Origin of the sequence: Dickeya zeae NCPPB 2538, from assembly GCF_000406165.1 — a bacterium.
Classification (GTDB): domain Bacteria; phylum Pseudomonadota; class Gammaproteobacteria; order Enterobacterales; family Enterobacteriaceae; genus Dickeya; species Dickeya zeae.
This window is the reverse complement of the sequence record NZ_CM001977.1, coordinates 1,090,568-1,115,990: the sequence shown is the minus strand read 5'-3', so window position 1 is coordinate 1,115,990 and position 25,423 is coordinate 1,090,568. Positions and strand designations below refer to the sequence as shown.

Here is a 25,423-nt window from a genome sequence, read left to right as displayed (position 1 = left end):
CAGGAGCCGGTAATCCATGGCCAAGTTTTTCATAGATCGCCCGATTTTTGCCTGGGTCATCGCCATTATGGTGATGTTGACCGGGACACTGGCAATCCTGAAGTTGCCTATTGCGCAGTACCCGACCATCGCGCCACCGGCAGTTCAGATAACAGCGACCTACCCGGGGGCTGATGCGAAGACTCTGCAAGATACCGTCACGCAGGTGATCGAGCAGAACATGAACGGTATCGACAAATTGCTGTATATGTCCTCCAACAGTGATTCGTCAGGTACCGTGCAGATCACATTGACATTTGATGCCGATGCTAACCCGGATATTGCTCAGGTTCAGGTGCAGAACAAACTGCAACTGGCCATGCCTCTGCTGCCACAGGAAGTACAGCAGCAAGGCGTGAGCGTGCAGAAATCCAGCAGCAGCTTCCTGATGGTGTTAGGTTTTGTCAGCGATGACAATAGTGTCACCCAGCAGGATATCGCTGACTTTGTCGGTTCCAGCATCAAAGACCCAATTAGCCGTGTACGCGGTGTGGGCGATACACAGCTGTTCGGTGCACAGTACGCCATGCGTATCTGGCTTGATCCAGACAAGCTGAACAATTACCAGCTCACCACCAGCGATGTCGTTACGGCGATTCAGGTACAAAATAACCAGATAGCCGCAGGTCAGTTAGGCGGTACCCCGCCAGTGCCTGGCCAAAAGCTGAATGCCTCGATCATTGCGCAAACCCGGCTTAATTCACCGGAGCAGTTCGGCAACATTCTGCTTAAGGTCAATCAGGATGGTTCACAGGTTCGCCTGAATAACGTTGCCCGCATCGAACTTGGCGGAGAAAACTACACCACTATCGCTCGTTACAATGGCCGCCCGGCGTCTGGTTTGGGGATTAAGCTCGCCACTGGTGCTAACGCGCTGGATACCGCCACAGCGGTAAAAGCGGAAATCGCCAAATTGCAGCCGACGTTCCCTGCCGGTCTGAAAGTGGTTTACCCGTATGACACCACACCGTTCGTAAAAATCTCTATTTACGAAGTGGTGAAAACGCTGGTTGAAGCCATCGTGTTGGTGTTCGTGGTGATGTATCTGTTCTTGCAGAACTTCCGAGCCACACTGATTCCGACTATTGCCGTGCCAGTGGTATTGCTGGGGACGTTCGCCATCCTGTCCGCTTTCGGCTACTCGATTAACACGCTGACCATGTTCGCCATGGTGCTCGCCATCGGTCTGTTGGTGGATGACGCCATCGTCGTGGTCGAGAACGTAGAGCGTGTGATGTCGGAAGAGGGGCTATCTCCCAAGGAAGCAACCCGCAAATCCATGGGGCAGATTCAGGGCGCGCTGGTAGGTATTGCACTGGTACTGTCTGCGGTATTTATCCCAATGGCGTTCTCGGGCGGTTCGACCGGTGCTATCTACCGTCAGTTCTCCATCACCATCGTGTCCGCCATGGTGCTGTCGGTACTGGTAGCATTGATGCTGACACCGGCGTTGTGTGCGACTATCCTGAAGCCCGTGCCCAACCACGGTGAGAAAAAAGGTTTCTTCGGCTGGTTTAACCGTCTTTTCGATAAGAGTACCCATCACTACACCAGCAGTGTCGCCAATATTCTGCGTAGCACAGGCCGTTATGTGGTGGTGTATCTACTTGTGGTCGCGAGCCTGGGCTTTGCCTTTACTCAAATCCCCAGCTCCTTCCTGCCGCAAGAAGACCAGGGCGTATTGCTGACGATGGTTCAGTTGCCGGTAGGTGCCACTCAGGAAAGTACTCAGAAGGTGCTCGACCAGGTGAGTGACTACTACCTGCATAACGAGAAAGACAACGTAAAATCGGTCTTTACCGTTAACGGCTTCGGCTTCGCTGGTCGTGGTCAGAACATGGGGATATCCTTCGCCAGCCTCAAAGACTGGGATGAACGTAAAGGGGCAGCCAACAAAGTCGATGCCATTATCGGTCGTGCTTTTGGTGCCTTCTCGCAAATCAAAGAAGCGATTGTTATCCCGTTCAACATACCGGCTATTGTCGAGTTGGGTACCGCCAGTGGTTTTGACTTTGAGCTGATTGATCAGAATAACCTTGGTCACGATAAGCTCATGGCCGCCCGTAACCAGTTGCTGGGTATGATCGCCCAACATCCGGATACGCTGGTGCGAGTTCGTCCTAACGGGATGGAAGACACACCGCAATACCGCCTGGAAATTGATCAGGAAAAAGCACAATCACTCGGCGTATCGATTGCCACCATCAACGCCACACTGTCTACCGCACTCGGGGGCACATACGTCAACGACTTTATTGACCGTGGCAGGGTGAAAAAGGTGTACGTTCAGGCTGACGCCAAATACCGTATGCTGCCCAGCGATATCCAGAAATGGTATGTCCGTGGTACGTCCAATCAGATGGTACCGTTCTCAGCGTTTGCGTCGGCACACTGGGAATACGGTTCACCACGTCTGGAGCGTTATAACGGTCTGCCGTCAGTGGAACTGGTGGGTGAAGCGGCGCCTGGTAAGAGTACAGGGGAAGCGATGGCACTGATGGAAGAGTTGGCTTCGCAATTACCGCCAGGTATTGGTTTCGACTGGACGGGTATGTCCTATCAGGAACGACTGGCGGGTAACCAGGCACCGGCACTGCTCGTCATCTCAGCCATCGTGGTCTTCCTGTGCCTGGCGGCGTTGTATGAAAGCTGGTCAATACCTTTCTCGGTTATGCTGGTGGTTCCATTAGGCGTGTTCGGTGCTGTCATGGCGGCGGGCTTGCGCGGAATGGAAAACGACGTCTACTTCAAGGTGGGTCTGTTGACCACCATCGGTTTGTCCGCCAAGAACGCCATCCTGATCGTCGAGTTTGCCAAAGACCTGATGGAGAAAGAAGGAAAAGGCCTGGTAGAAGCTACGCTGGAAGCGGTGCGTATGCGTCTTCGTCCCATTCTGATGACATCGCTGGCGTTCATTTTGGGTGTGGTCCCGCTGGTCATCAGTACCGGTGCAGGTTCCGGCGCACAGAACGCGGTCGGTACCGGTGTAATGGGTGGGATGATCACCGCCACCGTATTGGCTATCTATTTCGTACCGGTGTTCTTTGTGGTCGTTCGCCGACGCTTCGGCAAGAAGAAAGACGACAACGAGCCGCATCACGAGCACTCACAAACCAGTCACTAAACCGTGATATCTCTTCTCAAAAGGCCGCTATGCGGCCTTTTTTAATGCGCGACAAACACAGCGAACAAACCCTACACTCCCCCACCTCACCAATCCCTACAAACCATAGCGTTGATCATTGTTCCTGAAAGGCGCAAAATAGCGGTATGTTATAACGTAACAATTGAGGTCATTATGAAAGTGGGTATCCACCCTAACTACCGTACTGTGCTGTTCCACGATACCAGTGAGAATGTGTTCTATAAAATCGGCTCCACCATCAAAACTGACCGGACTTACGAATACGAGGGGGAAACCTACCCATACGTTACTATCGACGTCTCCTCCGCGTCTCACCCGTATTACACCGGCAAACAGAAAGAATACGCCAAAGAAGGGAGCGCAGCGCGCTTTCAACAGCGTTTCGGCCGCTTTCTCAAATCGTAATAGGGGGAATTATCCATGCAGGTATTAAGTTCTCTTCGCAGTGCCAAAACTCGCCACAAAGACTGTATCGTGGTCAAACGGCGCGGGCGCGTCTATGTCATCTGTAAAACAAACCCACGCTTCAACGCAGTACAAGGTAGGAAAAAGAAAAAACGCTAATTATTATTAGCTAAAAACTTATCGGAAGGTGCGCATCGTCGCACCGACCATCACATCAGACCACTTTTCCAATTTCTTTTAAAAACAAAAGGATAAAATAAGAGCGTTTTCACATCTTCAAAATCTTTACAAATAAAGACAAGCCAGAAAGAATAATTAACACAGTGATTCTTGCTAACGCCGAAAAAAATTAAATATACTTGCTTCAGTGGCCGATAAATATATCACGGCACACCGGAAGCAGCCTACACCGATGACAGCCATCGTCATAAAGATGGTTCGACCACATCATAACTGTTAGCTTTTTTGCTATAATGAATTCAGAATGATTGTTGACAGTGACGTTGCATCATTCTCCGGCATTCACCGTGTTACCCCTGTTCGTCTTAAGATTAAGGGACATTGAGGCATACTGAGGGGCATTCTATCTTCTGCACTTCATCACACCACCTGTCTGGCCAAGTGGTAGCCCTAAGTGACATTGAATCGTAGCTTACGGAGGGATAGAAATGGATGAGTACACACCTCAACATTATGATATTGCCCAACTCAGATTCTTGTGTGAAAATCTGCACGACGAAAGTATCGCAACATTAGGTGACAGCAGTCGTGGCTGGGTGAATGATCCGACCTCTGCGGTCAATCTTCAACTAAACGAACTTATCGAACACATTGCGGCATTTGTTGTTACCTACAAAATAAAATATCCGCATGAAGCGGCGCTGTGTGAGCGGGTTGAAAAATACCTGGACGATACTTATATTCTTTTCAGCAACTACGGTATAAATGATTCAGAGTTGCAGAAATGGAAAAAATCCAAGTCGCAATTATTCAGAATGTTCTCAGAAAAGAGCGTCTGTACGGTAGTAAAAACTTAAGCAATAATTTGTTTCATACTTAATTTAAATCCAGGAAAATTAACAAGGTCACTATGAAAAAAATCGACTATTTAATGCGTTTGCGTAAATGTACAACCATCGACACGCTTGAGCGTGTTATAGAAAAAAACAAGTACGAGCTTTCTAACGACGAACTTGAAATGTTCTATTCAGCTGCAGACCATCGTCTGGCTGAGCTAACGATGAATAAGCTTTACGACAAAGTGCCAACTGCCGTGTGGAAATACGTTCGATAAGCACTAAAAACAGCGGCTTAATACATGAATACACTGTGCCGATATGTTATCGGCCTTTGTTTTTTAGCGCCAGAAAACCACAGCTTTTGTAACAAAAAGTGTGCATTTTGACTTAAGACTTTCCTTATTTATTATTACCTCCCTCTCTCACTATTAATTTAACCATCGTCTTATCAATTTTTATTGTTTTTACCTCAAAGGTTAAACATTCAATTTTTTTACTAATGGTTAAACGGCGGGGGAAAGAAAATGGTGACAACATCAGGAAGGTATAAAATGGTGGAGGCCCCGCCAGCTACATCCCGGCACACACGTCGCCTGCTGCGGCTGCTTCCTTCCGGACCTGACCGGGTCCACAGGTTAGTGTTGCGGGAGAACCAACGGGGCCTCCATTGACAGCTCCGCAGTTGCGAAGCGGGGGCATTATCGGTGATGGACTAAGCAATTGCAAGGAAACCGCGCTTAACCGCTGTTTTCTTACTCATCGCCAGCTTTTATACTCAATATTATCTATCCCCTTACCCGTTCTAACACCTTCTGAGCCTGTCCATGACTATTGAATCGGATAATTTCCGCCAGCGTGTCATTCACGTTATCGCCGCGATTCCTTACGGATGTGTCGTTACTTATGGTGATGTCGCGCATCTTGCTGGCTCAGCACGTGCGGCCCGTCAGGTTGGCGGCATATTGCGTGGGCTGCCTGCAGGCAGCCAATTGCCCTGGTATCGGGTGATTAACCGAAAAGGTGAGATCTCGCTGACCGGCCCGGATTTTCAGCGCCAAAAGTCAGCCCTTCAGGCTGAAGGCGTCATGCTGAATTCAGAAGGGAAAATCGATCTGGATAGATTTCGCTGGCGGTATATGCAAGATATTTAACAGACAACACACCGCCAGCGAAAAATAACGGTAATTGAGATTAATACAACGGCGGTGACGAGCCTGAAGCGTCATCAGGTGTTGTCGTTTCTGTGTTCGGTGTCAGAAACCCGGCGGGTTTCGCAGGAACAGGCACCGCCGGAACCGGTATCAGGTTCAGATCGGCATTATTCACACCATTCGTGACCACAGGCATGACATGCTCAGTAATCAGTGTCACCCGGTTATTTATTGCGACAGCGGCACTAAGCAGGATACGCGCATCCGGCCGAATCTCCGAGGGGTTATAAGGCAATACGAATCGGAATGGCGCTTGCTGACCTTCTGTACGGATTACGCGCTGGGAAATCACTTTCGAGGGTGCATCCGGGATCGTTGCATCAGATACCGTCACCGTCAGTACTGAGTCAGGCGGCAACGCGATTTTTTGGCGAATATTCACTGTGCCGGTAACAGCAGGCATGCCGCTAACAGGTTGAGAAAGCATCTGGGTCTGCCGCATTGCCGGTGCAGTTGTTTCAGGCGCAATATTATGGTTTTCAGGAGCAACGCTATGGTTGTTAACACACCCACTGAGCGCGATCGATACCGTAATACCGCTAAAGATATGCCATAATCTCATAGGCTAAGCCTCCTTAATTATTCTATTCAGGATGGCAGTCAGTTGACTGCATCCGTTAAGAAGTATGAACCAACCTGCATGACAATTATGGTGGAAAATTCCGATAGTTATGGCAACGCTCATCGCTATCCCAAACTCCACTGATTTGTTTTGATGGAATTAGGTTCCTTAGACAATGAATTGACGTGCGTAATCACATTACTCCAAAGGCAGAACTATGAGTCAGGCATTACAACAACTTCTCGACCTGCTAAATCTGGAAAAACTCGAAGAAGGCCTATTTCGTGGCCAAAGTCAGGATCTGGGATTACGCCAGGTATTTGGCGGTCAGGTGGTCGGCCAGGCGTTGTCCGCTGCCAAGCAGACCGTGCCGCCAGAGCGTTTCGTCCATTCGTTTCACAGTTACTTCTTACTCCCCGGTGACAGCCAGAAACCGATCATTTACGACGTAGAAACCCTACGGGATGGCAACAGTTTTAGCGCCAGACGCGTCAGCGCGATTCAGAACGGACGTTCGATTTTTTACATGACGGCGTCTTTTCAGACTCGGGAGAGTGGTTTTGAGCATCAAAGCGACATGCCACTCGTCACACCGCCAGAATCGCTTCCTTCAGAGCAGGACATTGCCCGTAGCATGGAGTCGTTGATTCCTCCTGCTATGCGGCAGGTGTTTACTAACGACCGGCCTATCGAAATTCGTCCGGTAAAATTCCACAATCCATTGAAAGGCGAAGCCGCGCCCCCGGTCAGGCAAGTGTGGTGTCGAGCCAACGGCGCCATGCCGGATGACGAGCGGACTCACCAGTATCTGCTCGGCTATACCTCTGACTGCCACTTCCTGCTCACGGCACTACAGCCACATGGTGTCGGATTCCTTGAGCGGGGAATGCAAGTCGCGACGATTGACCACGCGATGTGGTTCCATCGGCCGTTCCGGCTTGATGACTGGCTGCTTTACACTGTCGAAAGCCCTTCAGCCTCCGGTGCTCGCGGATTTGTACGCGGCCAGTTCTATACCCGCGAAGGCGTGCTGGTCGCCTCCAGCGTGCAGGAAGGCGTCATCCGTCGGCATGGACAGTAATGCCCGTGATGTCGAAAGATAAAGTTGAGCGATAAAAAAACCACCTTTTTCAAGGTGGTTTTTTGTTTGCTTCATAATGGTAACCGGTATTTTTCCGTTACCGATACTGAACACGAAAGATTACTGGTTGTACGCGTTTTCGCCGTGGCTGTTGACGTCCAAACCTTCGCGTTCTTGTTCTTCCGGTACACGCAGACCAACAGCAATATCCGCAACCTTGAAGGAGATGAACGCTGCAACACCAGACCATACGATGGCAACAATCACGCTAAACAGCTGAACCCATACCTGATGCGCCATTGTCACGCCCTGCGCATAACCGACACCCCCCAGTGATGACGCTGTAAACACACCCGTCAGCAAGCACCCAACGATACCGCAAACGCCATGCACACCGAACACATCACAAGGGTCGTCAACACGCAGCCATTTCTTCAGCACGGTCACGCCCCACAGGCCAGCAAAGCCACCGGCAAAACCAATCACCATGGAACCACCGACACCGACCGTACCAGCAGCGGGCGTAATGGCAACCAGACCGGCGATACAACCAGAGCAAGCACCCAACAGCGATGGTTTACCACGAGTAATCCATTCGCCTACAACCCAGGCCAGAATCGCTGCGGCAGTCGCCACCACTGTAGTCAGGAACGCCAGGCCAGCAATATTGTTAGCGGCAGCGGCAGAACCAGCATTAAAGCCGAACCAGCCGATATACAGAATCGCAGTACCCAGGAAAACCATTGGCAAATTGTGTGGTTTGAACGCTTCTTTACCGAAACCAACGCGTTTGCCCAACAGCAATGCACCAACCAGACCCGCAACCGCCGCGTTAATATGCACCACCGTACCGCCAGCGAAGTCCAGTGCACCATCGGCCGCCAGATAGCCGCCGCCCCAGACCATGTGGGTCATCGGCAGATAAGACAAGGTGAACCACAGTGTAGAGAAGATAAGTACCGCTGAGAAACGAATACGTTCACCCAGCGCACCAAGCACCAGACCCACAGTAATACAGGCAAAGGACGCCTGATAAGCCACATGGATGAACTGGTAAAAAGTACCGCTGATTGAGTTGATATCAATGCCATTGAGCATGAAGTTAGTCAGGCCGCCGAAAAACGGGCTACCCGTGCTAAATGCCACGCTATAACCATAAATTACCCACAGAATGCACACCAGGGCAAAAGACACTGTTATCTGGGTCAGCATAGACAGTACGTTTTTGCTACGAATCAGACCACCGTAGAACAATGCCAAACCAGGAATGGTCATGAACAGTACCAACGCGGTACAAATCATCATGAACGCATTGTCCGCTTTGTCTACTACAGGTGCTGGCGTATCCGCCATAACCCATGTCGGAAGCATGGCTGCCGCACCTAAACCTAACGACAAGGAAAATTTCTTCATTTTTTCATTCATCCCTATTTAATAAGGCTAAATCAGGTAATTGTTATAATGCGGCTTCGTCAGTTTCGCCGGTACGGATACGGATGACGCGTTGCAGTTCTGCAACAAAAATTTTGCCGTCGCCGATCTTACCGGTGTAAGCAGCCTTGCTGATGACATCGATAACTTCATCCAGTTGGTCGTCAGCGATCGCGATGTCGATCTTCACTTTTGGCAAAAAGTTCACGCTGTATTCTGCGCCGCGATACAACTCGGCATGCCCTTTCTGACGCCCAAACCCTTTCACCTCAGTGACGGTGAGCCCCTGGATGCCTACAGAAGACAGTGCTTCACGAACGTCTTCCAGCTTGAACGGTTTAATGACTACAGTAACCAGTTTCATCCTCATCCCCCTAACTATGTAAGTTCAGGCTTGTGCCCGTCACTCTCAATATGTCCACACATCACTTAAAGCAAATCGTGTGCCATAACGGCAGCACCCGCATAAAAGTGACGAAACGCGATGCTTTAAAGACAGAAAAGAAGAGGAGTGAATAAAGTATGGACAATGAACGGGAAAAACAGGAGCGCGAGACGCACAAAAACAGTGCATCACGCTTATTTTCAGTGCACGACACTGCACAGTAAGGAAAGCTCTGCCAAATTATGGTGCGAAACGCTGCCCGATACTGGCAGTCATGGTGCCTGGGAGATCAGTTCCGCAGAATCATGTGACTGTGAAAGGGTCAGTTCTCTGCTCGCCTGCTGTAATTGATACATTTGGTAGTAGCGACCGTTTTTCGCCAACAACTGTTCATGTGTTCCCTGCTCCACCGTTTTACCGTGGTGCAATACCAGGATGTTATCGGCCTCAACAATGGTTGACAGGCGATGTGCTATTACCACCAAGGTGGTGTGGGAACGCACCAGTCGCAGCGCTCGCTGGATAGCCTGTTCCGTACCGGAATCAATATTGGCGGTCGCTTCATCCAGAATCAGGATCCGGGGGGCCGCTACCAGTACCCTGGCCAGCGCCAGCAACTGTTTTTGTCCCACGGACAAGTTATTGCCCTGCTCGCCAATGCGACTATGAATGCCTTCTGGCATGTCTCGCACCAGCGGGGCCAGTTGCACCGCCTCCAGCGCCTGCCAGACCTTTTCCTCACTGATATCTCGCCCCAGCGTGACATTCGCGAACATGGAGTCAGCTAGCACAACCGGGTCTTGTTGCACCATAGCCACATGTTGACGCAGCACCTGATGCGATAACCCCGACAATGGACGACCATCCAGACGGATTTCACCACTATCTGGAACGTAATACCCCATCAACAGACTTGCCAGCGTACTTTTACCACTACCGGTATGCCCCACCAACGCGACAAATCCCCGATCCGGCACATGCAACTCGATGTGGTGCAATACCGGTTTATCTTTATGGTAAGAAAACGTCACCTGCTCGATATCGATACGACCGCTTTCCAGTGCGCGAGTATCGTCACCGTACTGTTGTCGGGCACCATCCATCAGTTCAAAAATGCGCTCCCCGGCAACAACAGCCTGTTGCAGCATCGATTGCTGGGTGGTGAGCTCAATCAGAGGTTCATTCAATCGCCCCAGATAATTGATGAACGCATACAACACCCCGACGCCAATAGAACCGACCGCGCTGAATCCGAATTGCAGCAACAAGCCACACATCACTAGTGCCGAAAACAGGCTTAATAGCGGGCGTAACAGAAACCCATCCAGCCTCAGCGTCTGCATCCGGGTGTTATAATGCGCCCAGCTTGCATCACTTAGCTTTTTGCCGAATCTCATCTGTTGACGAAACTGTTGAATGACGTTCATGCCGCTGATGGACTCGTTAAAGCCGTCATTAATATCCGCCAGATAGCTACGCATCCGGCGAACAATTGGCGTGCTGTAACGCTGATAAATCACCATCACCATCGCAACAGCTGGAAAGATAGCCGTGGCTATCAGCGCCATACGCCAGTCCAGGCTAAACATGGCAATCAGCATCGCCCCAATCAATGCGGCGCTACGCAACACGCTGCCCACGACCATGACATACAGATCGCGCACAACTTCGGTATCGTTGGTCACCCGGGAGATGAGTTGCCCTACCGGCTGGGTATCGAACACCGCCAGCGGCTGACGCAGGGCCGCGTCCATAACATCCGTGCGCAACTGCTGCACGACGCCAACAGCTACCCGATTGAACATCAGCGCCTGAACGTAATGCAACAAAGCAGCCATCCCTTGCAGCAACACATATCCCACCGCCAGGCCAGCCGCTATCACCAGCGGAAACTCGCCTTTGCTGACCAGGTGATCGATGAAGTAACTGACCAAAACCGGCCCTGCTACCTCAGCCCCCGCCGCAATCCATAATAACAACACGCCGGTTCCTACCGTTTTCTTCCACGGTAATCCGTAAGACAGCAACCGTTTTAACGTTGGCCATAATGCACGAGGATTATTCACTTGATTGCTCCTCACGGGGGGAATCATCTAATGCGGCTTCCAGTTGCTGATAACGGTACATATCGCGATACCATCCCGTTTGCTGCGATAGATGTGCGTGATCGCCACGCTGCGCCACATGCCCTTGCTGCAACACCAGAATCTCATCGGCATCGACCAGCGCCGACAAGCGATGTGCACTGATAATCAGGGTTCGCTTCTGCCCCCACTGGCGCAAGTTACTTAAAATCTGATGTTCTGTACGGCCATCTACCGCCGATAACGCATCATCCAACACCAGTACTTCGGCTTCCAGCAACAAGGCACGAGCAATAGCGATACGCTGTTTTTGACCGCCAGACAGCATCACGCCACGCTCGCCCACCTCAGTCTGGTAACCCTGTGGCAAGCGAAGAATATCGTCATGAACATTTGCCAGTCGCGCTGCCTCTTCTATTTGTTGTTGGGATGCCTCAGGACGCCCCAACGCGATGTTACTGGCGACAGAATCCGAAAACAGGAAAGGTGTCTGCCCAACCACCGCAAAACGCGCTCGCAACGCGTCCAACTGGAGGTGATGCAATGCCTGCCCATGGTAAGTAATCTGCCCCTGCTCGACATCGAAATAGCGCAATAGCAGTGCCAGCAACGTACTCTTGCCAGAACCCGTTGGCCCACAAAGCCCCAGTGTTTTGCCGGGCGTCAATGTAAAACGGACATCGTTAAGCACCATTGCTGAGTGTTCTGGGTAGTGGAAGGCCGTAATCTCAGCCACCAGCGTTCCGGGTTCAGCGGGTAAGGGTTGAGTCCCATCCTCAACCACTGGCGCTTCGGACAAGAGCTGGCGAATGCGGCTATAAGCGGCACTGCCGCGCTCGACAATATTAAACATCCAGGCCAGCGCCAGCATCGGCCAAATCATCAACCCGAGATACATCACAAAGCTGGTCAATGACCCCAGAGTCAAAGAACCTTGTATCACCATCCAACTACCGCCCCCGACCGCCAGCAAATTAGACAGGGCGACAGCAATATAAATCGTGGGGTCAAAACGCGCGTCTACCCGTGCGACTCGCATATTTTTCTGACCGGCGTCAGCCGCCACCCTGGCAAAACTGCCAGACTGGTGATCCTCCAGACCAAACGATTTGATCATGCGGATACTGGTGAGACTTTCCTGAGCATGGTCATTGAGTGAGGAAAACGCGGCCTGCGCGTCTTTAAAACGCAGGTGCAACTGGGTGCCATAACGTTTGATAATAATCGCCATCAATGGCATTGGTGCCAACGCTATCAGCGTTAACTGCCAACTAAGCTGGGTACTCATGACCACCAGCACCGCACAGCCCATGACCAGTGAATCCACCAGCGTCAATACGCCTTCACCCGCAGCGAATACCACCCGATCCACGTCATTGGTCGTGCGTGCGATCAGGTCTCCGGTACGATGGCGAAGATAAAAGGCGGGATGTTGACGACTCAGTTGCCGGTAGAACGCTTCTCGCAGTTCAACAGCCAGTTGATAGGCCGCACCAAACAACCAGATACGCCAGAAATAGCGCAGCAGATACGTTAGTAAGGCAATCAGCAGAATTCCACCAATCCACCACAGTACGGAAGCCGTGGTCATTTGGTGTTGCGTTACGCCATCTACGATAATGCCAACCAGTCTGGGCGGCAGCAATTGCAGGATAGCAATCACAATCAACAGGATGACTGCCCCCAGATAGCGCTTCCATTCACGGCGGAAATACCATCCCAGTTGAACAAAAAGTCTCACGCGGTTTCAATCCATTAGCTACATAGCAAAGTAGAATGCGGTAAACAGGTCATTATACATAAAGTGTATGGTGAATAAATTTTATACCTGGAGGGGCAAGGCGGTAGTCTGTTTTATACATTCCATCGCGAAACTGGATGTCACATCAACCAGCCCCGGTATGCCATTGACCAGACGTTTATAAAACGCATCATAGCTTTTCATGTCAGCGACCTGAACCTGCATCAGATAGTCGTATTCGCCTGCCATGCGGTAAAATGCCAGCACTTCCGGCATCTCGGAGACAAACCGGGAAAACGTCTGATACCAGGCGCTGTTATGCTGCTGGGTTTTCAACAACACAAATGCCGTCAGCCCCAGCCCCAGCTTTTCGTTATCCAGCAACGCAACCCGGGACTTGATATATCCGTCATCCTCCAGCCGCTTTAACCGCTTCCAGCACGGTGTCGAAGTCAGATTCACCGCTTCAGCCAGCGCCTGCAGTGAAAGGGTACAATCCTGCTGTAACAGCGACAGCAGCATACGATCGGTTTTATCCATCATAGCGACATAAAAGAGAAAAATTTTCTCTCATTAGCGCTTTTCGAAAACAAAAAGGCAACCTTTTTTTCTGCAAAACCCGATACGCTACATCGTATGCCACCCAAGGCTGATACACGCCCGTTAAGGTGGTGGGACATTCCATGAACATAATTTTCTCTCAGCGGGACAACATCACATGACCACCACCTGGGTACGCGACGCCGTTAGTGCAATTGAGGCAGACTTTCAACGTTCGGCAGATACTCATCTGATTCGCCTTACTCTGCCGGATTACCCCGGTATTTATTTTTATCTCAAAGACGAGAGCACCCATCCAAGCGGCAGCCTCAAACACCGCCTTGCACGCTCTCTATTCCTGTACGGCTTATGCAACGGCTGGATCAAAGAAGGCACGCCGATCATTGAAGCTTCATCTGGCAGTACCGCTGTGTCAGAAGCGTATTTCGCCCGCCTGCTGGGATTACCGTTTATTGCTGTGATGCCATCCTGCACCGCCAAACGAAAAATCGAACAAATCGCGTTCTACGGCGGCAACTGCCATTTTGTCGAACAATCCTGTCAGATCTATGCCGCCTCCGAAGAGCTGGCCAAAGAGCTGCACGGCCACTATATGGATCAATTCACCTATGCTGAACGGGCTACTGACTGGCGCGGTAATAACAACATTGCGGACAGCATCTATCGGCAAATGTCGCGTGAACCGTTTCCTGTCCCTGACTATCTGGTCATGAGCGCCGGTACTGGCGGTACTTCTGCTACGCTCGGCCGCTATATCCATTACAAAGGGTTGGATACGCAGTTGGTGGTGGTAGACCCGGAAAACTCGGTATTCTATGACTGCTATCACCAGCAGGACCGGACTCTCATCGGAACATCCAGCAGCCGTATTGAAGGGATTGGTCGCCCACGCGCCGAACCCTCGTTTATCCCCGGCGTAATCGACGATATGGTGAAAGTACCTGATGCCGCCAGCATCGCCACCTTGTACTGGCTGGAGAAAATTCTGGGACGTAAAGTCGGCCCGTCTACCGGAACCAATGTATGGGGCATGTTGCAATTGGCTGGGAAAATGGTGGCTGAAGGACGCCGTGGCGCGATCGTTACCCTGCTGTGTGACAGCGGTGAGCGTTACCTCGATACCTATTACAATCCAGACTGGGTAAAAAATCATATCGGTGATGTCACGCCCTACTTGCAGCAACTGAACGAAGGGCATCCCTTTTCCTGATGGTATTCTGGTCGGCTGCACTCCCTCGCACTGAACTGCATCGGGATTTCAAGTACTATAACCACCAGAACAAGTACAGTATCCGCCAGAATAAGTTTGGCGGATTGCGGCCGACTGGCAGCACCCATGCATGAGGGAAGAGAAGAATGACAAGTGCAGTTGTAGTTTTTAGTGGTGGTCAGGACTCTACCACCTGCCTGATACAGGCATTGCAGCAGTACGATGAAGTTCACTGCGTCACATTTGACTACGGGCAGCGCCACCGTGCTGAAATCGACGTTGCTGCCGAGCTGGCTCGTACACTGGGAGCCAGAGCGCATAAGGTACTGAACGTCAATCTGCTCAATGAACTGGCTGTGAGTAGCCTCACGCGTGACAATATTCCTGTACCCGAGTTTGATGCCACGGGCGATGGCTTGCCAAGTACCTTTGTTCCTGGCCGAAATATCCTCTTTTTGACATTGGCCTCGATCTACGCCTATCAGGTGGGGGCCGAGACTGTTATTACCGGTGTCTGTGAAACCGATTTTTCTGGTTATCCAGACTGCCGGGACGAATTCGTTAAGGCCTTGAACCAGGCAGTAGCCCTGGGTTTGGCCAAAGACATTCGTTTTGTCACCCCGCTGATGTGGCTCAACAAAGCAGAAACCTGGGCACTGGCAGACTACTATCAACAGCTTGATACCGTGCAAAACCATACGCTCACCTGCTACAACGGCATTAAAGGAACAGGATGCGGGCAATGTGCTGCGTGTCACCTGAGAGCGAAAGGGCTGGCGGAGTACCGCCAGAATCCATCCGCAGTTATGGCCGCCATGAAGAAAAAAACCGGGCTGAAATAACCCTGTCAGGTACCAGACAAGATAATGCTTGTCTGGTACTGGCTTTTCACATTGACGTTTACCCTCGTACTAAAACCGTTCCCTCAACAACACGTTCTGACGATAAACGTACTTACAGACGCAAACGTGACTGATTACGTTCGATTAGCGCACTGCCAATCCCCGGTACTTCCTGCAGTTGCTCAATTTGGGTGAATGGCCCGTTTTGCTCGCGATAAGAAACTATCGCCTGTGCTTTTTTCAGCCCCACCCCATTAAGCGCCGCAGCCAGTTGTTCCGCTGTCGCCTTGTTAATACTTACTTCTTCTTCATCGGTTGCCACCGATGGCTTAGCCGCTTTTTCAGGTTTATGTTCCGACGAGGTAGGTTTTGCTGCGCTCACGCCAGTTTTTTCCAGCGAAGCTGTTGTGGGAGAGGCATGAAGCCACGTTGACATCCCCGCAAGGCCCATCCCCACCATAAAACATAACGCTTTGATTCCTGAGTTTTTCATGCTGTTTCCTCCTTGTGTTTGACAGCACGGCTACAATGCCCGAGCGCTCAATACACGGCAAACAGCAAACTAAAAATGTGGAAAAGGCCGCGAAAGCGGCCTTTGAATGTTGCAGTGAGTTGCAAAACGCTGCGGGGGTTATTGCACTTCTTGTGCCGCGTTACCGAGCTTAATTTTCGCCTGACTACGCAGACTCGTCAGCAGGGTATCGAACAGTGCACCCACCGAGCTCTGCTCTATCTGGTTACCGAACTGTTTCTTCTGATCGTCCGATAAAGCGTGCGGTTTCACCGCATCCAACGCGACCAGTACGATATTGCCTGCCTGATCCTGCGCGACAGCGTAAGACGGTTTATCTTTCTTCGGCTGTGGCATCGCAAACACCGTCTCTGACAGCGCATCCGTCTGGCCGATCGAAGATATCACTTTCGCTGCGCTAAAACTCAGACCAGCGGCAGTCATGCTATCGGTTTTCCCCTGATTGAGATCAGCAAGAATCTTTTCTGCGTCAACTCTGGCCTGTTGTTCCGCTTTCTGGCGTTTGAGCGACTGTACGACCTGATCGCGCACCTTATCCAACGGCTGGGTTGCTTCCGGTTTGTGGTCAGTCACACGCAATACGAACGCACGATCACCTTCGACACTGATCACATCGGAATTGTTACCCGGGGTGCCATTCTCACCCACCAGAGAACCACCCAAAATCGCCTGAGTAACCGGCTGGAAATTCAATGCGGCAGGTACATTGTCACGCGTAAACCAGTCGGTCTGAACGGCTTTGACATTGGCGACTTTCTCAGCAGAAACCAGCGACTCATTATCGTTGCTGGCCGCTTCACTCACCTTCTGCTGCAAAGCGTAAAACGCATCCAGTGATTTCTCACGTTTTACCTTTTCAGCCAAATCAGCACGTACTTCATCCAACGCTTTGACGCGCTGCGCCTGAATATCGTCCAAGCGGATAATCAGATAGCCCACGGAAGATTTGATAACATCAGAAAGTTGGCCTTTCTGCTTCAGGCCTGCCTGTTTGATTTCATCGACCGTGGAGCCATCATCCATCCAGCCTAAATCACCGCCGTTACGACGCGAAACGATGTCGGTGGATTTCTCTTTAGCCAACGCCGCAAAATCAGCGCCTTTCTTCAACTGATCCAGCACTGCCTTAGCATCCGCCTCGGTTTTCAGCTGAATAACGCTGTACTTTTTACGCTCCGGCTGCGTGAATTCGCCTTTATGCTGCTCGTAATAAGCCGCGATATCATTGTTATCTACCTTGGTTTTATCCATGATAGAAGCCGCATCCAGCATGATATAACTGACTTTGAATTGCTCTGGTGCCAGATAACGGCTCTTGTTCTGATCGTAGAAATTTTTCACTTCGTCATCAGAGACAGTCTGACTCTTGGCACGGACGCCAAGATCAAGGGTCGCCGTACGGATGGTGCGATCCTGCGCAGCCATCGCCACCAGGTTATCAAGCTCCTGCTGCAATACGAAATCCGTACTGCCTAACCCGCGAATCAACTGCTGGGTCAGCAATTGTTTACGCAGGAATTGCGCATAGGCGTCTGGCGTCAGCCCCATCTGACGCACCTGCGCCAGGTATTTGTCGTTATCAAAACGGTTGTTGGTCTGAAACTCAGGCACGGAGAAAATCGCCTGTTTGATTTGCTCATCGCTGATATTCAGCCCCAGGGTATGCGCGTACTGCACCACCAGCGTTTCATCGATTAGCTGTGACAGCACCTGTTTGCGCAACTGCTGCATATACCCTTCGTTAGCGGCCAAGGCAGAGAAATTATCTCCCAGCATTTCCTGCTGACGATTGCGCTCATTCTGTACCCCTTGCTCAAGCTGAGAGCGGGTAATCTCTTGTCCATTCACCTTGGCCGCGTAATCACCTGAACCACGTATCAGGTAATCTCCCACACCGGTCAACACGAATGAACCAATAATCAAGGCAAGAATAACTTTCAGCACGACGTTGTTAGCGGCCGCGCGTAAATTGTCCATCATAATGTGACAACACTCCGCTGTAGAATGGATAACACTTCCCCTGCGCAGGCCGTAGCCATGCCTCCCTGCTATCGCTATAGCCACACTCGGCCAGGGCGCATTCAAGTATTTGCCGGATAACAGTAATCTTAATTACCTGTAAAAAAAGGCACATCATACCATGATGCGCCTTATATCTTACCTTACCCATCACGCTGAGTCAGGTAGTGTTTGGACTGGAAAACCGTCCCAACTCAGAATTTGCTACTTAATCATCAATTCACTGAGTCTTTCAGTGCTTTACCTGCACGGAAACCGGGTACTTTAGCAGCCGGAATACTGATTTCTTTCCCAGTCTGCGGGTTACGTCCTGTGCGTGCGGCACGCTCACGCACGGAAAACGTACCAAAACCAACTAAAGCAACGTCATCCCCGGCTTTCAGAGATTCAGTAACAGACCCAATAATTGCATCCAACACACGCCCTGCTGCCGCTTTGGAAATATCAGCATCTGCGGCAATTTTGTCGATCAATTGTGACTTGTTCACACTCTCATCCCCTCTGAAATACTGTCATTACGCCAGAGCCCCCAGCGCAACACGTAGCTTTATCTATTCAGTCAAACCGCAGGCTACCAGCCAACAGGATCAACAGTGCTCTAACTTAGCGGCACGAAAAAAGGCTGGCAAGCATCATTTCACTTACCAGCCCTTATTTTCTCAGTGGTTTTTGCTATAGGTCACTATTTCTTCTTAGCCGTCTTTACCACATCCATACCGTAAGGCGAGTTCTGCAAAGCAATCGTCAGCACTTCCTCAATGCGTTTTACCGGGTGGATCTCCAGATCGGCAATCACATTCTGTGGAATCTCTTCCAGATCGCGCTTGTTCTCTTCCGGAATCAGCACGGTCTTGATACCACCACGATGCGCCGCCAGCAGTTTCTCTTTTAACCCACCAATCGGCAGCACCAGCCCACGCAGGGTAATTTCACCGGTCATCGCCACATCTGCACGTACCGGATTACCCGTCAGGCAAGACACCAGCGCAGTACACATCGCAATACCGGCGCTCGGGCCATCTTTCGGCGTCGCGCCCTCTGGCACATGCACATGGATATCGCGTTTTTCATAAAAGTCGGAATTAATACCCAGTTTTTCCGCTCTGGCGCGTACCACGGTCAAGGCAGCCTGAATCGACTCCTGCATCACCTCGCCCAACGAACCGGTATAGGTCAGTTTGCCTTTGCCCGGTACGCTGGCGGTTTCGATCGTTAACAGATCACCACCGACCTCTGTCCAGGCAAGACCGGTTACCTGACCAACACGGTTCTCTTCATCTGCCCGGCCGTAATCGTAGCGCTGGACGCCAAGATACTCTTTCAGGTTATCGCCAGTGATCAGGATATGCTTGATGGCTTTATCCATCATCAGCGATTTCACCGCCTTACGGCACAGTTTGGAGATTTCGCGCTCCAGACTACGCACCCCGGCTTCACGGGTGTAATAGCGGATGATGCCGATGATGGCACTGTCTTCAACCGTCAGCTCACCTTTTTTCAGGGCGTTACGTTCAATTTGCTTGGGTAGCAAATGCTGACGCGCAATATTGAGTTTTTCATCCTCGGTATAGCCAGACAGTCGGATCACTTCCATACGGTCCAGCAGCGGTGCTGGAATGTTCATGGAGTTAGACGTCGCGACGAACATCACGTCGGACAGGTCATAGTCCACTTCCAGATAGTGATCGTTAAATGCCACGTTCTGTTCCGGATCCAGTACCTCCAGCAGAGCAGAAGCCGGATCGCCACGCATGTCAGAAGACATCTTGTCGATTTCATCCAACAGGAATAATGGGTTTTTCACGCCCACTTTCGCCATCTTCTGGATCAGTTTACCCGGCATAGAACCGATATAAGTACGGCGGTGACCGCGGATTTCCGCTTCATCACGTACGCCGCCAAGCGCCATGCGGACATACTTGCGCCCGGTGGCTTTGGCAATAGACTGGCCCAGAGAGGTTTTACCTACCCCCGGCGGCCCCACCAGACACAGGATCGGCCCTCTTATCTTGCTGACACGGCTCTGTACTGCGAGATATTCGAGGATGCGCTCTTTGACACGCTCCAGACCATAATGGTCACTGTCGAGCATTTCCTGGGCTTTCACCAGATCTTTCTTCACCTTACTGCGTGCCTGCCACGGCACCTGCACCATCCAGTCGATGTAGCTGCGAACCACGGTCGCTTCCGCCGACATCGGTGACATCATGCGCAGTTTCTGTAATTCCGCTTCCGCTTTCTCGCGGGCCTCTTTCGGCATGTTGGCGGATTCAATCTTACGTTTCAGCGCCTCCTGCTCGTCAGGCGCGTCATCCATTTCGCCCAGCTCTTTCTGGATGGCCTTCATCTGCTCATTCAGGTAATACTCGCGCTGGCTTTTTTCCATCTGTTTTTTAACGCGACTACGGATCCGTTTTTCCACCTGCAGCAGATCAATTTCGGACTCCATCATCGCCATCAGGTATTCCAGGCGCTCGGTCACATCGGACATTTCCAACACGGATTGCTTGTCCGCCAGCTTCAGCGGCATGTGAGCAGCAATGGTGTCGGCAAGACGCGCCGCATCATCAATACTATTAAGCGATGTTAATACTTCAGGAGGAATTTTCTTGTTCAGTTTGATGTAGCCTTCAAACTGATTGATGGCCGTACGCATGAGCACTTCCTGCTCACGCTCTTCAATTGCCGGTGACTCCAGGTACTCCGCCTGGGCCGCAAAATGCTCCCCGCTATCGGAGAGTGTGGTGATGCGCGCGCGCTGCAACCCTTCCACCAACACTTTAACGGTGCCGTCAGGTAATTTCAGCATTTGAAGAATAGAGGCGACCGTCCCTACCGAGAAAAGATCGTTAACACCAGGCTCATCCGTTGAGGCTTCTTTCTGTGCCACCAGCATGATCTTTTTGTCGTGATCCATAGCCGCTTCAAGGCACCGAATTGATTTCTCCCGACCAACAAACAACGGAATGACCATGTGCGGATAAACCACCACATCGCGCAACGGCAATACGGGGATTTCTATGCGTTCGGAACGCTCAGGGTTCATAGAGCTCTCTCTTAGTTTCGTTTCCGCCAGGTTAAGGGAATCCGTGGAACACGTGCATCACGGGTTTCACCTATAGGTAATCGAGTATATGGGGATAAATGTCTTACATTCAACGACTGAACGTGTGTAAAAAAAAATGGGGGACTAAATTCCCCCATTTTATCGTTCAGCGTTGTTTTTTAGGCTAATTATTCACCAGATGCCTGCTGAGCTTCAGGCTTGCCGTAAATCAGCAACGGTTCGGTCTGCTCTGAAATGACAGACTCATCAACCACCACTTTATCCACGTTTTCCAGTGAAGGCAGATCGTACATGGTTTCCAGCAGTGCCGCTTCCACGATAGAGCGCAGGCCTCGTGCACCGGTCTTACGCGCCATCGCTTTTTTCGCAATGGCGGTCAGCGCCTCGTCACGGAACTCCAGCTCAGCACCTTCCAGTTTGAAAAGCGCCTGATACTGCTTGGTCAATGCATTTTTCGGCTCGCGAAGAATCTGGATCAATGCGTCTTCATCCAGCTCTTTGAGCGTAGCAACCACCGGCAAACGGCCAATAAACTCAGGAATAAGACCAAACTTGATCAAATCACCCGGTTCAACCTGACCCAGCAGTTCACCCTCTGTCGCTTTCTGGGACACGCCTTTCACTGTCGCATTAAAGCCAATACCGCGACCTGTATCGGTACGCTGCTCAATGACCTTGTCCAGCCCGGCGAATGCACCGCCACAAATAAACAGGATCTTGGAGGTATCAACCTGCAGGAACTCCTGTTGCGGGTGCTTGCGGCCACCTTGCGGCGGAACAGCAGCGATCGTCCCTTCAATCAACTTCAGCAGTGCCTGCTGAACACCTTCACCGGACACATCACGCGTGATGGACGGGTTGTCGGATTTGCGGGAAATCTTGTCGATCTCATCGATATAGACAATACCACGCTGCGCTTTCTGTACGTCGTAATCGCACTTCTGCAGCAGCTTCTGAATGATATTCTCGACATCTTCACCCACATAACCGGCTTCAGTCAGCGTCGTCGCATCCGCCATGGTGAAAGGTACATCCAGGAAACGGGCCAGCGTTTCCGCCAGCAACGTTTTCCCACTACCCGTCGGGCCAATCAGCAGAATGTTGCTTTTGCCAAGCTCAACACCATTGTTGCTGTCGCTATTGCGCAGACGTTTATAGTGGTTGTAGACGGCAACCGCTAATACCTTTTTCGCCTGCTCCTGACCAATAACATAGTCATCAAGATGACGGCGGATTTCGTGTGGCGTCGGTAACGCGCTGCGCTCACGGTGTGGCGCTACTTCTTTAATTTCTTCGCGAATAATGTCGTTACACAAGTCAACACATTCATCGCAGATATACACTGACGGCCCGGCAATGAGCTTACGAACCTCGTGTTGGCTTTTGCCGCAGAAAGAACAGTACAGCAGCTTCCCTGAACCGTCTTTGCGCTTATCTGTCATGAGTCAAACCTCTTCTTTAGTCTCTTGCCCGTAGGCCAACCACATTGCAATCGCGCCACAACAAACACCAGCCAGCTATCATAACGGCCGACAACCCGCGTCATCGGGCTATTTCGCATCAATGGCGTTATTCACGATGGGTCAATACAGAATCCACTAACCCGTACTCTACTGCCTCTGCGGCAGAGAGGAAACGGTCACGCTCCGTATCTCTTTCTATCACGTCAATAGACTGACCGGTATGTTTGGCCATCAGCTCATTCATCCGAGCTTTCACCTTGAGGATCTCTTTGGCATGAATCTCGATATCCGTCGCCTGCCCCTGGAATCCCCCCAACGGCTGATGGATCATCACCCGAGAGTTCGGCAGACAGAAACGCTTGCCTTTGGTACCGGCGGTCAGCAGGAAAGCCCCCATTGACGCGGCCTGCCCCATACAAATGGTACTGACATCCGGTTTAATAAACTGCATGGTGTCGTAAATTGACATACCGGCAGTAATCACGCCACCCGGAGAGTTAATGTACAAATAGATATCTTTCTCGGGGTTCTCAGCTTCCAGAAATAGCATCTGCGCTACAATCAGGTTAGCCATATGATCTTCAACCTGACCGGTCAGAAAGATCACACGCTCCTTCAGGAGCCGGGAATAGATATCGTAAGAACGCTCCCCACGCGAAGTCTGCTCAACCACCATCGGCACCAAAGCCATGTGCGGGGCCAGTTTTTCTTGTTCGCCACTGTATGACATTAACGTCTCCTAGATAAAATGCATTTGGCGCATATACCCTGATTCTACTTGAGATAGAAAGTGATGACCATGCTAAGACTCGCAGTTAGCCATCTCTGTGTTGCCAGAATCAGGCGAATGTCCCTGACGATGCGATCTACGCGGTTATTTAACCAGTTGGGGACCGATACGTCCTTTTTCAAGATTACACCAGTGATTCATTTCGGTTAAAGCGATATCCTGCGCCGAAAGCAGATCGAATGACGCCCTGATTAATCGTTATTAATCATAGTGCAGATTTGACAGGAACTAACAGCACGCCCAACGGTTTACTGTATTTCAGGAAGGAAAAAGCCCACAGCACAGGCTGCGGGCTTTTGAAGAAACGATATCAGGTAAAATTCGTAATCAGGCAGCGGTCGTCTGATTCATCAGCTCATTGAAGCTCACTGATTTTTCTACCACTTTCGCTTTGGACAACAGCGCTTCAATCGCCTGCTCTTCCAGAGCGACGTTACGCATGTTGTTCATCATTTCTTTGTTTTTCTTGTAGTACTCAACAACTTCACGCGGATCTTCATACGCGGAGGCGATTTCGTCGATCAGTGCGTTAACGCGCTCTTCGTCAGCTTTCAGCTCGTGGGACTCAATCACTTCGCCCAACAGCAAACCAACAACGACACGGCGCTTAGCCTGTTCTTCGAACAGTTCACGCGGCAGTTCCAGAGCCTGCTGCTCGTTACCGCCGAAACGCTGAGCAGCCTGACGACGCAGTACGTCGACTTCGCCGTCGATCAATGCAGCCGGCACGTCAATTTCATTGGCTTTAACCAGACCGTCGATAACCTGAGACTTCACGCGATTACGGATAGCGCCTTTCAGTTCGCGCTCCATGTTTTTGCGTACTTCAGCGCGCAGACCATCAATAGAACCGTCTTCAACGCCAAAACGTTTAATGAAATCAGCAGTCAGTTCCGGCAGTTCACGCTCTTCCACTTTCTTCAGAACGATAACGAACTTAGCATCCTGACCTTTCAGGTTTTCAGCATGGTAATCTTCCGGGAATTTCACATCGATAGTGAACTCATCACCGGCTTTGTGACCGACGATGCCGTCTTCAAAGCCCGGGATCATACGACCCTGGCCCATGGCCAGCACGAAATCAGACGCTTTGCCACCTTCGAACTCTTCACCGCCAACAGAACCGGTGAAATCGATGGTTACACGGTCTTCAGCCGCTGCAGCGCGATCGGCGTCTTTCCAGGTCGCCTGCTGTTTACGCAGGGTGTCCAGCATACCGTCAACGTCAGCGTCAGACACGTCTACCAGCGGTTTTTCAACTTCGATAGAATCCAGGCCTTTCAGCTCAACTTCCGGATAAACTTCGAACTCTACCGAGTAGGTGAAATCGCCACCGACCTGGTATTCGCCCGGAACATAGTTCGGTGCGCCAGCCGGATTGATTTTTTCTTTGATGATGGCATCAACAAAGTGACGCTGCATCAGATCGCCCAGTACATCCTGACGGACGGAAGCGCCATAGCGCTGTTCAACAATCTTCGCCGGCACTTTGCCTTTGCGGAAACCGTCGATACGAACTTTTTTAGCCACACTGACCAGTTCGCTCTTAACGGCATTCTCAATGCTGTCAGCAGCAACAGTAATCGTTACGCGGCGCCCAAGGCCTTGAGTGGTTTCAACTGAAACTTGCATCTTGTTACCTCAAAAAATCACAGTTCTCGGTCAACCTCAGAGGCCGTTTTCATAAAGCGCCCTGGGGCAACCTTGCTGATCACAGTCTCACAGAACCAGAACGGCCACTTTAGCGGACCCGTTCCCTATAGTCAGAAGCGTCCCGAATACATTCCGGAAAATAAGACGCGGCATTATAGCGGCATCAATAGACCGAGTCGAGGA

The 25,423-nt window shown here is 51.0% G+C and carries 22 protein-coding genes and 1 other RNA gene; 9 read left to right on the top strand and 14 right to left on the bottom strand.

The features are described from left to right. Positions 1–16: 16 nt before the first annotated feature. The 5 genes from DZE2538_RS05020 (at position 17) to DZE2538_RS05005 (ending at position 4,883) form a co-directional block, all read left to right on the top strand. Complete coding sequence (locus tag DZE2538_RS05020; RefSeq protein WP_019844634.1) at positions 17–3,163, top strand: efflux RND transporter permease subunit; 3,147 nt, start codon at positions 17–19, stop codon at positions 3,161–3,163. 174 nt (positions 3,164–3,337) lie between these two features. Then, positions 3,338–3,589, top strand: a complete 252-nt coding sequence (locus tag DZE2538_RS05015; protein WP_038915742.1) for a type B 50S ribosomal protein L31 — start codon at positions 3,338–3,340, stop codon at positions 3,587–3,589. Between the two features lie 15 nt (positions 3,590–3,604). Beyond that, on the top strand, positions 3,605–3,748 hold the full coding sequence (gene ykgO, locus DZE2538_RS20155) for a type B 50S ribosomal protein L36 (protein WP_012770724.1): 144 nt from the start codon (positions 3,605–3,607) through the stop codon (positions 3,746–3,748). 509 nt (positions 3,749–4,257) lie between these two features. Beyond that, complete coding sequence (gene tomB, locus DZE2538_RS05010) at positions 4,258–4,626, top strand: Hha toxicity modulator TomB (RefSeq protein ID WP_012883774.1); 369 nt, start codon at positions 4,258–4,260, stop codon at positions 4,624–4,626. 53 nt (positions 4,627–4,679) lie between these two features. After that, the gene (locus DZE2538_RS05005) at positions 4,680–4,883 is read left to right on the top strand and encodes an HHA domain-containing protein (RefSeq protein WP_009114000.1); all 204 of its coding nucleotides are present in this window, start codon (positions 4,680–4,682) and stop codon (positions 4,881–4,883) included. 286 nt (positions 4,884–5,169) lie between these two features. Here the strand turns inward: DZE2538_RS05005 and ffs are convergent. After that, an RNA gene (gene ffs / locus DZE2538_RS20150) (signal recognition particle sRNA small type) lies at positions 5,170–5,266 on the bottom strand. Positions 5,267–5,432: 166 nt separating this feature from the next. Here ffs and DZE2538_RS05000 point away from each other — a divergent pair. After that, on the top strand, positions 5,433–5,759 hold the full coding sequence (locus DZE2538_RS05000; RefSeq protein WP_012883773.1) for an MGMT family protein: 327 nt from the start codon (positions 5,433–5,435) through the stop codon (positions 5,757–5,759). Positions 5,760–5,799: 40 nt separating this feature from the next. On the opposite strand, the gene DZE2538_RS04995 is transcribed toward DZE2538_RS05000, so the two are convergent. Next, a complete protein-coding gene (locus tag DZE2538_RS04995; protein ID WP_023639172.1) occupies positions 5,800–6,381 on the bottom strand; it encodes a YbaY family lipoprotein in 582 nt (193 codons plus the stop codon). 217 nt (positions 6,382–6,598) lie between these two features. On the opposite strand from DZE2538_RS04995, the gene tesB reads away from it, so the two are divergent. Beyond that, positions 6,599–7,462, top strand: coding sequence for an acyl-CoA thioesterase II (gene tesB / locus DZE2538_RS04990; RefSeq protein ID WP_023639171.1), 864 nt, complete (start codon positions 6,599–6,601; stop codon positions 7,460–7,462). Positions 7,463–7,582: 120 nt separating this feature from the next. On the opposite strand, the gene amtB is transcribed toward tesB, so the two are convergent. From amtB to DZE2538_RS04965, 5 genes are all read right to left on the bottom strand, one after another. Continuing rightward, a complete protein-coding gene (gene amtB / locus DZE2538_RS04985) occupies positions 7,583–8,875 on the bottom strand; it encodes an ammonium transporter AmtB (RefSeq protein ID WP_023639170.1) in 1,293 nt (430 codons plus the stop codon). 43 nt (positions 8,876–8,918) lie between these two features. After that, positions 8,919–9,257, bottom strand: a complete 339-nt coding sequence (gene glnK, locus DZE2538_RS04980; RefSeq protein WP_002208627.1) for a P-II family nitrogen regulator — start codon at positions 9,255–9,257, stop codon at positions 8,919–8,921. A gap of 293 nt (positions 9,258–9,550) precedes the next feature. Next, complete coding sequence (locus DZE2538_RS04975) at positions 9,551–11,344, bottom strand: SmdB family multidrug efflux ABC transporter permease/ATP-binding protein (protein ID WP_038915741.1); 1,794 nt, start codon at positions 11,342–11,344, stop codon at positions 9,551–9,553. Further along, positions 11,337–13,103, bottom strand: a complete 1,767-nt coding sequence (locus DZE2538_RS04970; protein WP_038915740.1) for a SmdA family multidrug ABC transporter permease/ATP-binding protein — start codon at positions 13,101–13,103, stop codon at positions 11,337–11,339. The genes DZE2538_RS04975 and DZE2538_RS04970 overlap by 8 nt, the downstream gene beginning before the upstream one ends. A gap of 81 nt (positions 13,104–13,184) precedes the next feature. Next, complete coding sequence (locus tag DZE2538_RS04965) at positions 13,185–13,646, bottom strand: Lrp/AsnC family transcriptional regulator (RefSeq protein WP_012883767.1); 462 nt, start codon at positions 13,644–13,646, stop codon at positions 13,185–13,187. A gap of 175 nt (positions 13,647–13,821) precedes the next feature. Here DZE2538_RS04965 and DZE2538_RS04960 point away from each other — a divergent pair, with 175 nt between their 5' ends. Further along, positions 13,822–14,874 carry a PLP-dependent cysteine synthase family protein gene (locus DZE2538_RS04960; RefSeq protein WP_038915739.1) on the top strand — a complete coding sequence of 351 codons (1,053 nt, stop codon included), beginning with the start codon at positions 13,822–13,824 and terminating at the stop codon, positions 14,872–14,874. Between the two features lie 146 nt (positions 14,875–15,020). Beyond that, entirely contained in the window at positions 15,021–15,716 is a 696-nt protein-coding gene (queC, locus tag DZE2538_RS04955) for a 7-cyano-7-deazaguanine synthase QueC (protein ID WP_038915738.1), read from the top strand. Positions 15,717–15,828: 112 nt separating this feature from the next. On the opposite strand, the gene DZE2538_RS04950 is transcribed toward queC, so the two are convergent. From DZE2538_RS04950 to tig, 7 genes are all read right to left on the bottom strand, one after another. Continuing rightward, a complete protein-coding gene (locus DZE2538_RS04950; protein ID WP_038915737.1) occupies positions 15,829–16,209 on the bottom strand; it encodes a ComEA family DNA-binding protein in 381 nt (126 codons plus the stop codon). Between the two features lie 138 nt (positions 16,210–16,347). After that, positions 16,348–18,228, bottom strand: coding sequence for a peptidylprolyl isomerase (ppiD, locus tag DZE2538_RS04945; RefSeq protein WP_038913372.1), 1,881 nt, complete (start codon positions 18,226–18,228; stop codon positions 16,348–16,350). Positions 18,229–18,482: 254 nt separating this feature from the next. Further along, positions 18,483–18,755, bottom strand: a complete 273-nt coding sequence (hupB, locus tag DZE2538_RS04940) for a nucleoid-associated protein HU-beta (protein WP_012770737.1) — start codon at positions 18,753–18,755, stop codon at positions 18,483–18,485. Between the two features lie 194 nt (positions 18,756–18,949). Further along, positions 18,950–21,313, bottom strand: a complete 2,364-nt coding sequence (lon, locus tag DZE2538_RS04935; protein ID WP_012883762.1) for an endopeptidase La — start codon at positions 21,311–21,313, stop codon at positions 18,950–18,952. Positions 21,314–21,501: 188 nt separating this feature from the next. Beyond that, positions 21,502–22,776, bottom strand: a complete 1,275-nt coding sequence (gene clpX, locus DZE2538_RS04930; protein WP_012883761.1) for an ATP-dependent protease ATP-binding subunit ClpX — start codon at positions 22,774–22,776, stop codon at positions 21,502–21,504. Positions 22,777–22,903: 127 nt separating this feature from the next. Then, positions 22,904–23,527, bottom strand: coding sequence for an ATP-dependent Clp endopeptidase proteolytic subunit ClpP (clpP, locus tag DZE2538_RS04925; protein WP_019844646.1), 624 nt, complete (start codon positions 23,525–23,527; stop codon positions 22,904–22,906). Positions 23,528–23,914: 387 nt separating this feature from the next. Continuing rightward, complete coding sequence (gene tig / locus DZE2538_RS04920; RefSeq protein WP_019844647.1) at positions 23,915–25,219, bottom strand: trigger factor; 1,305 nt, start codon at positions 25,217–25,219, stop codon at positions 23,915–23,917. Between the last annotated feature and the right edge of the window lie 204 nt (positions 25,220–25,423).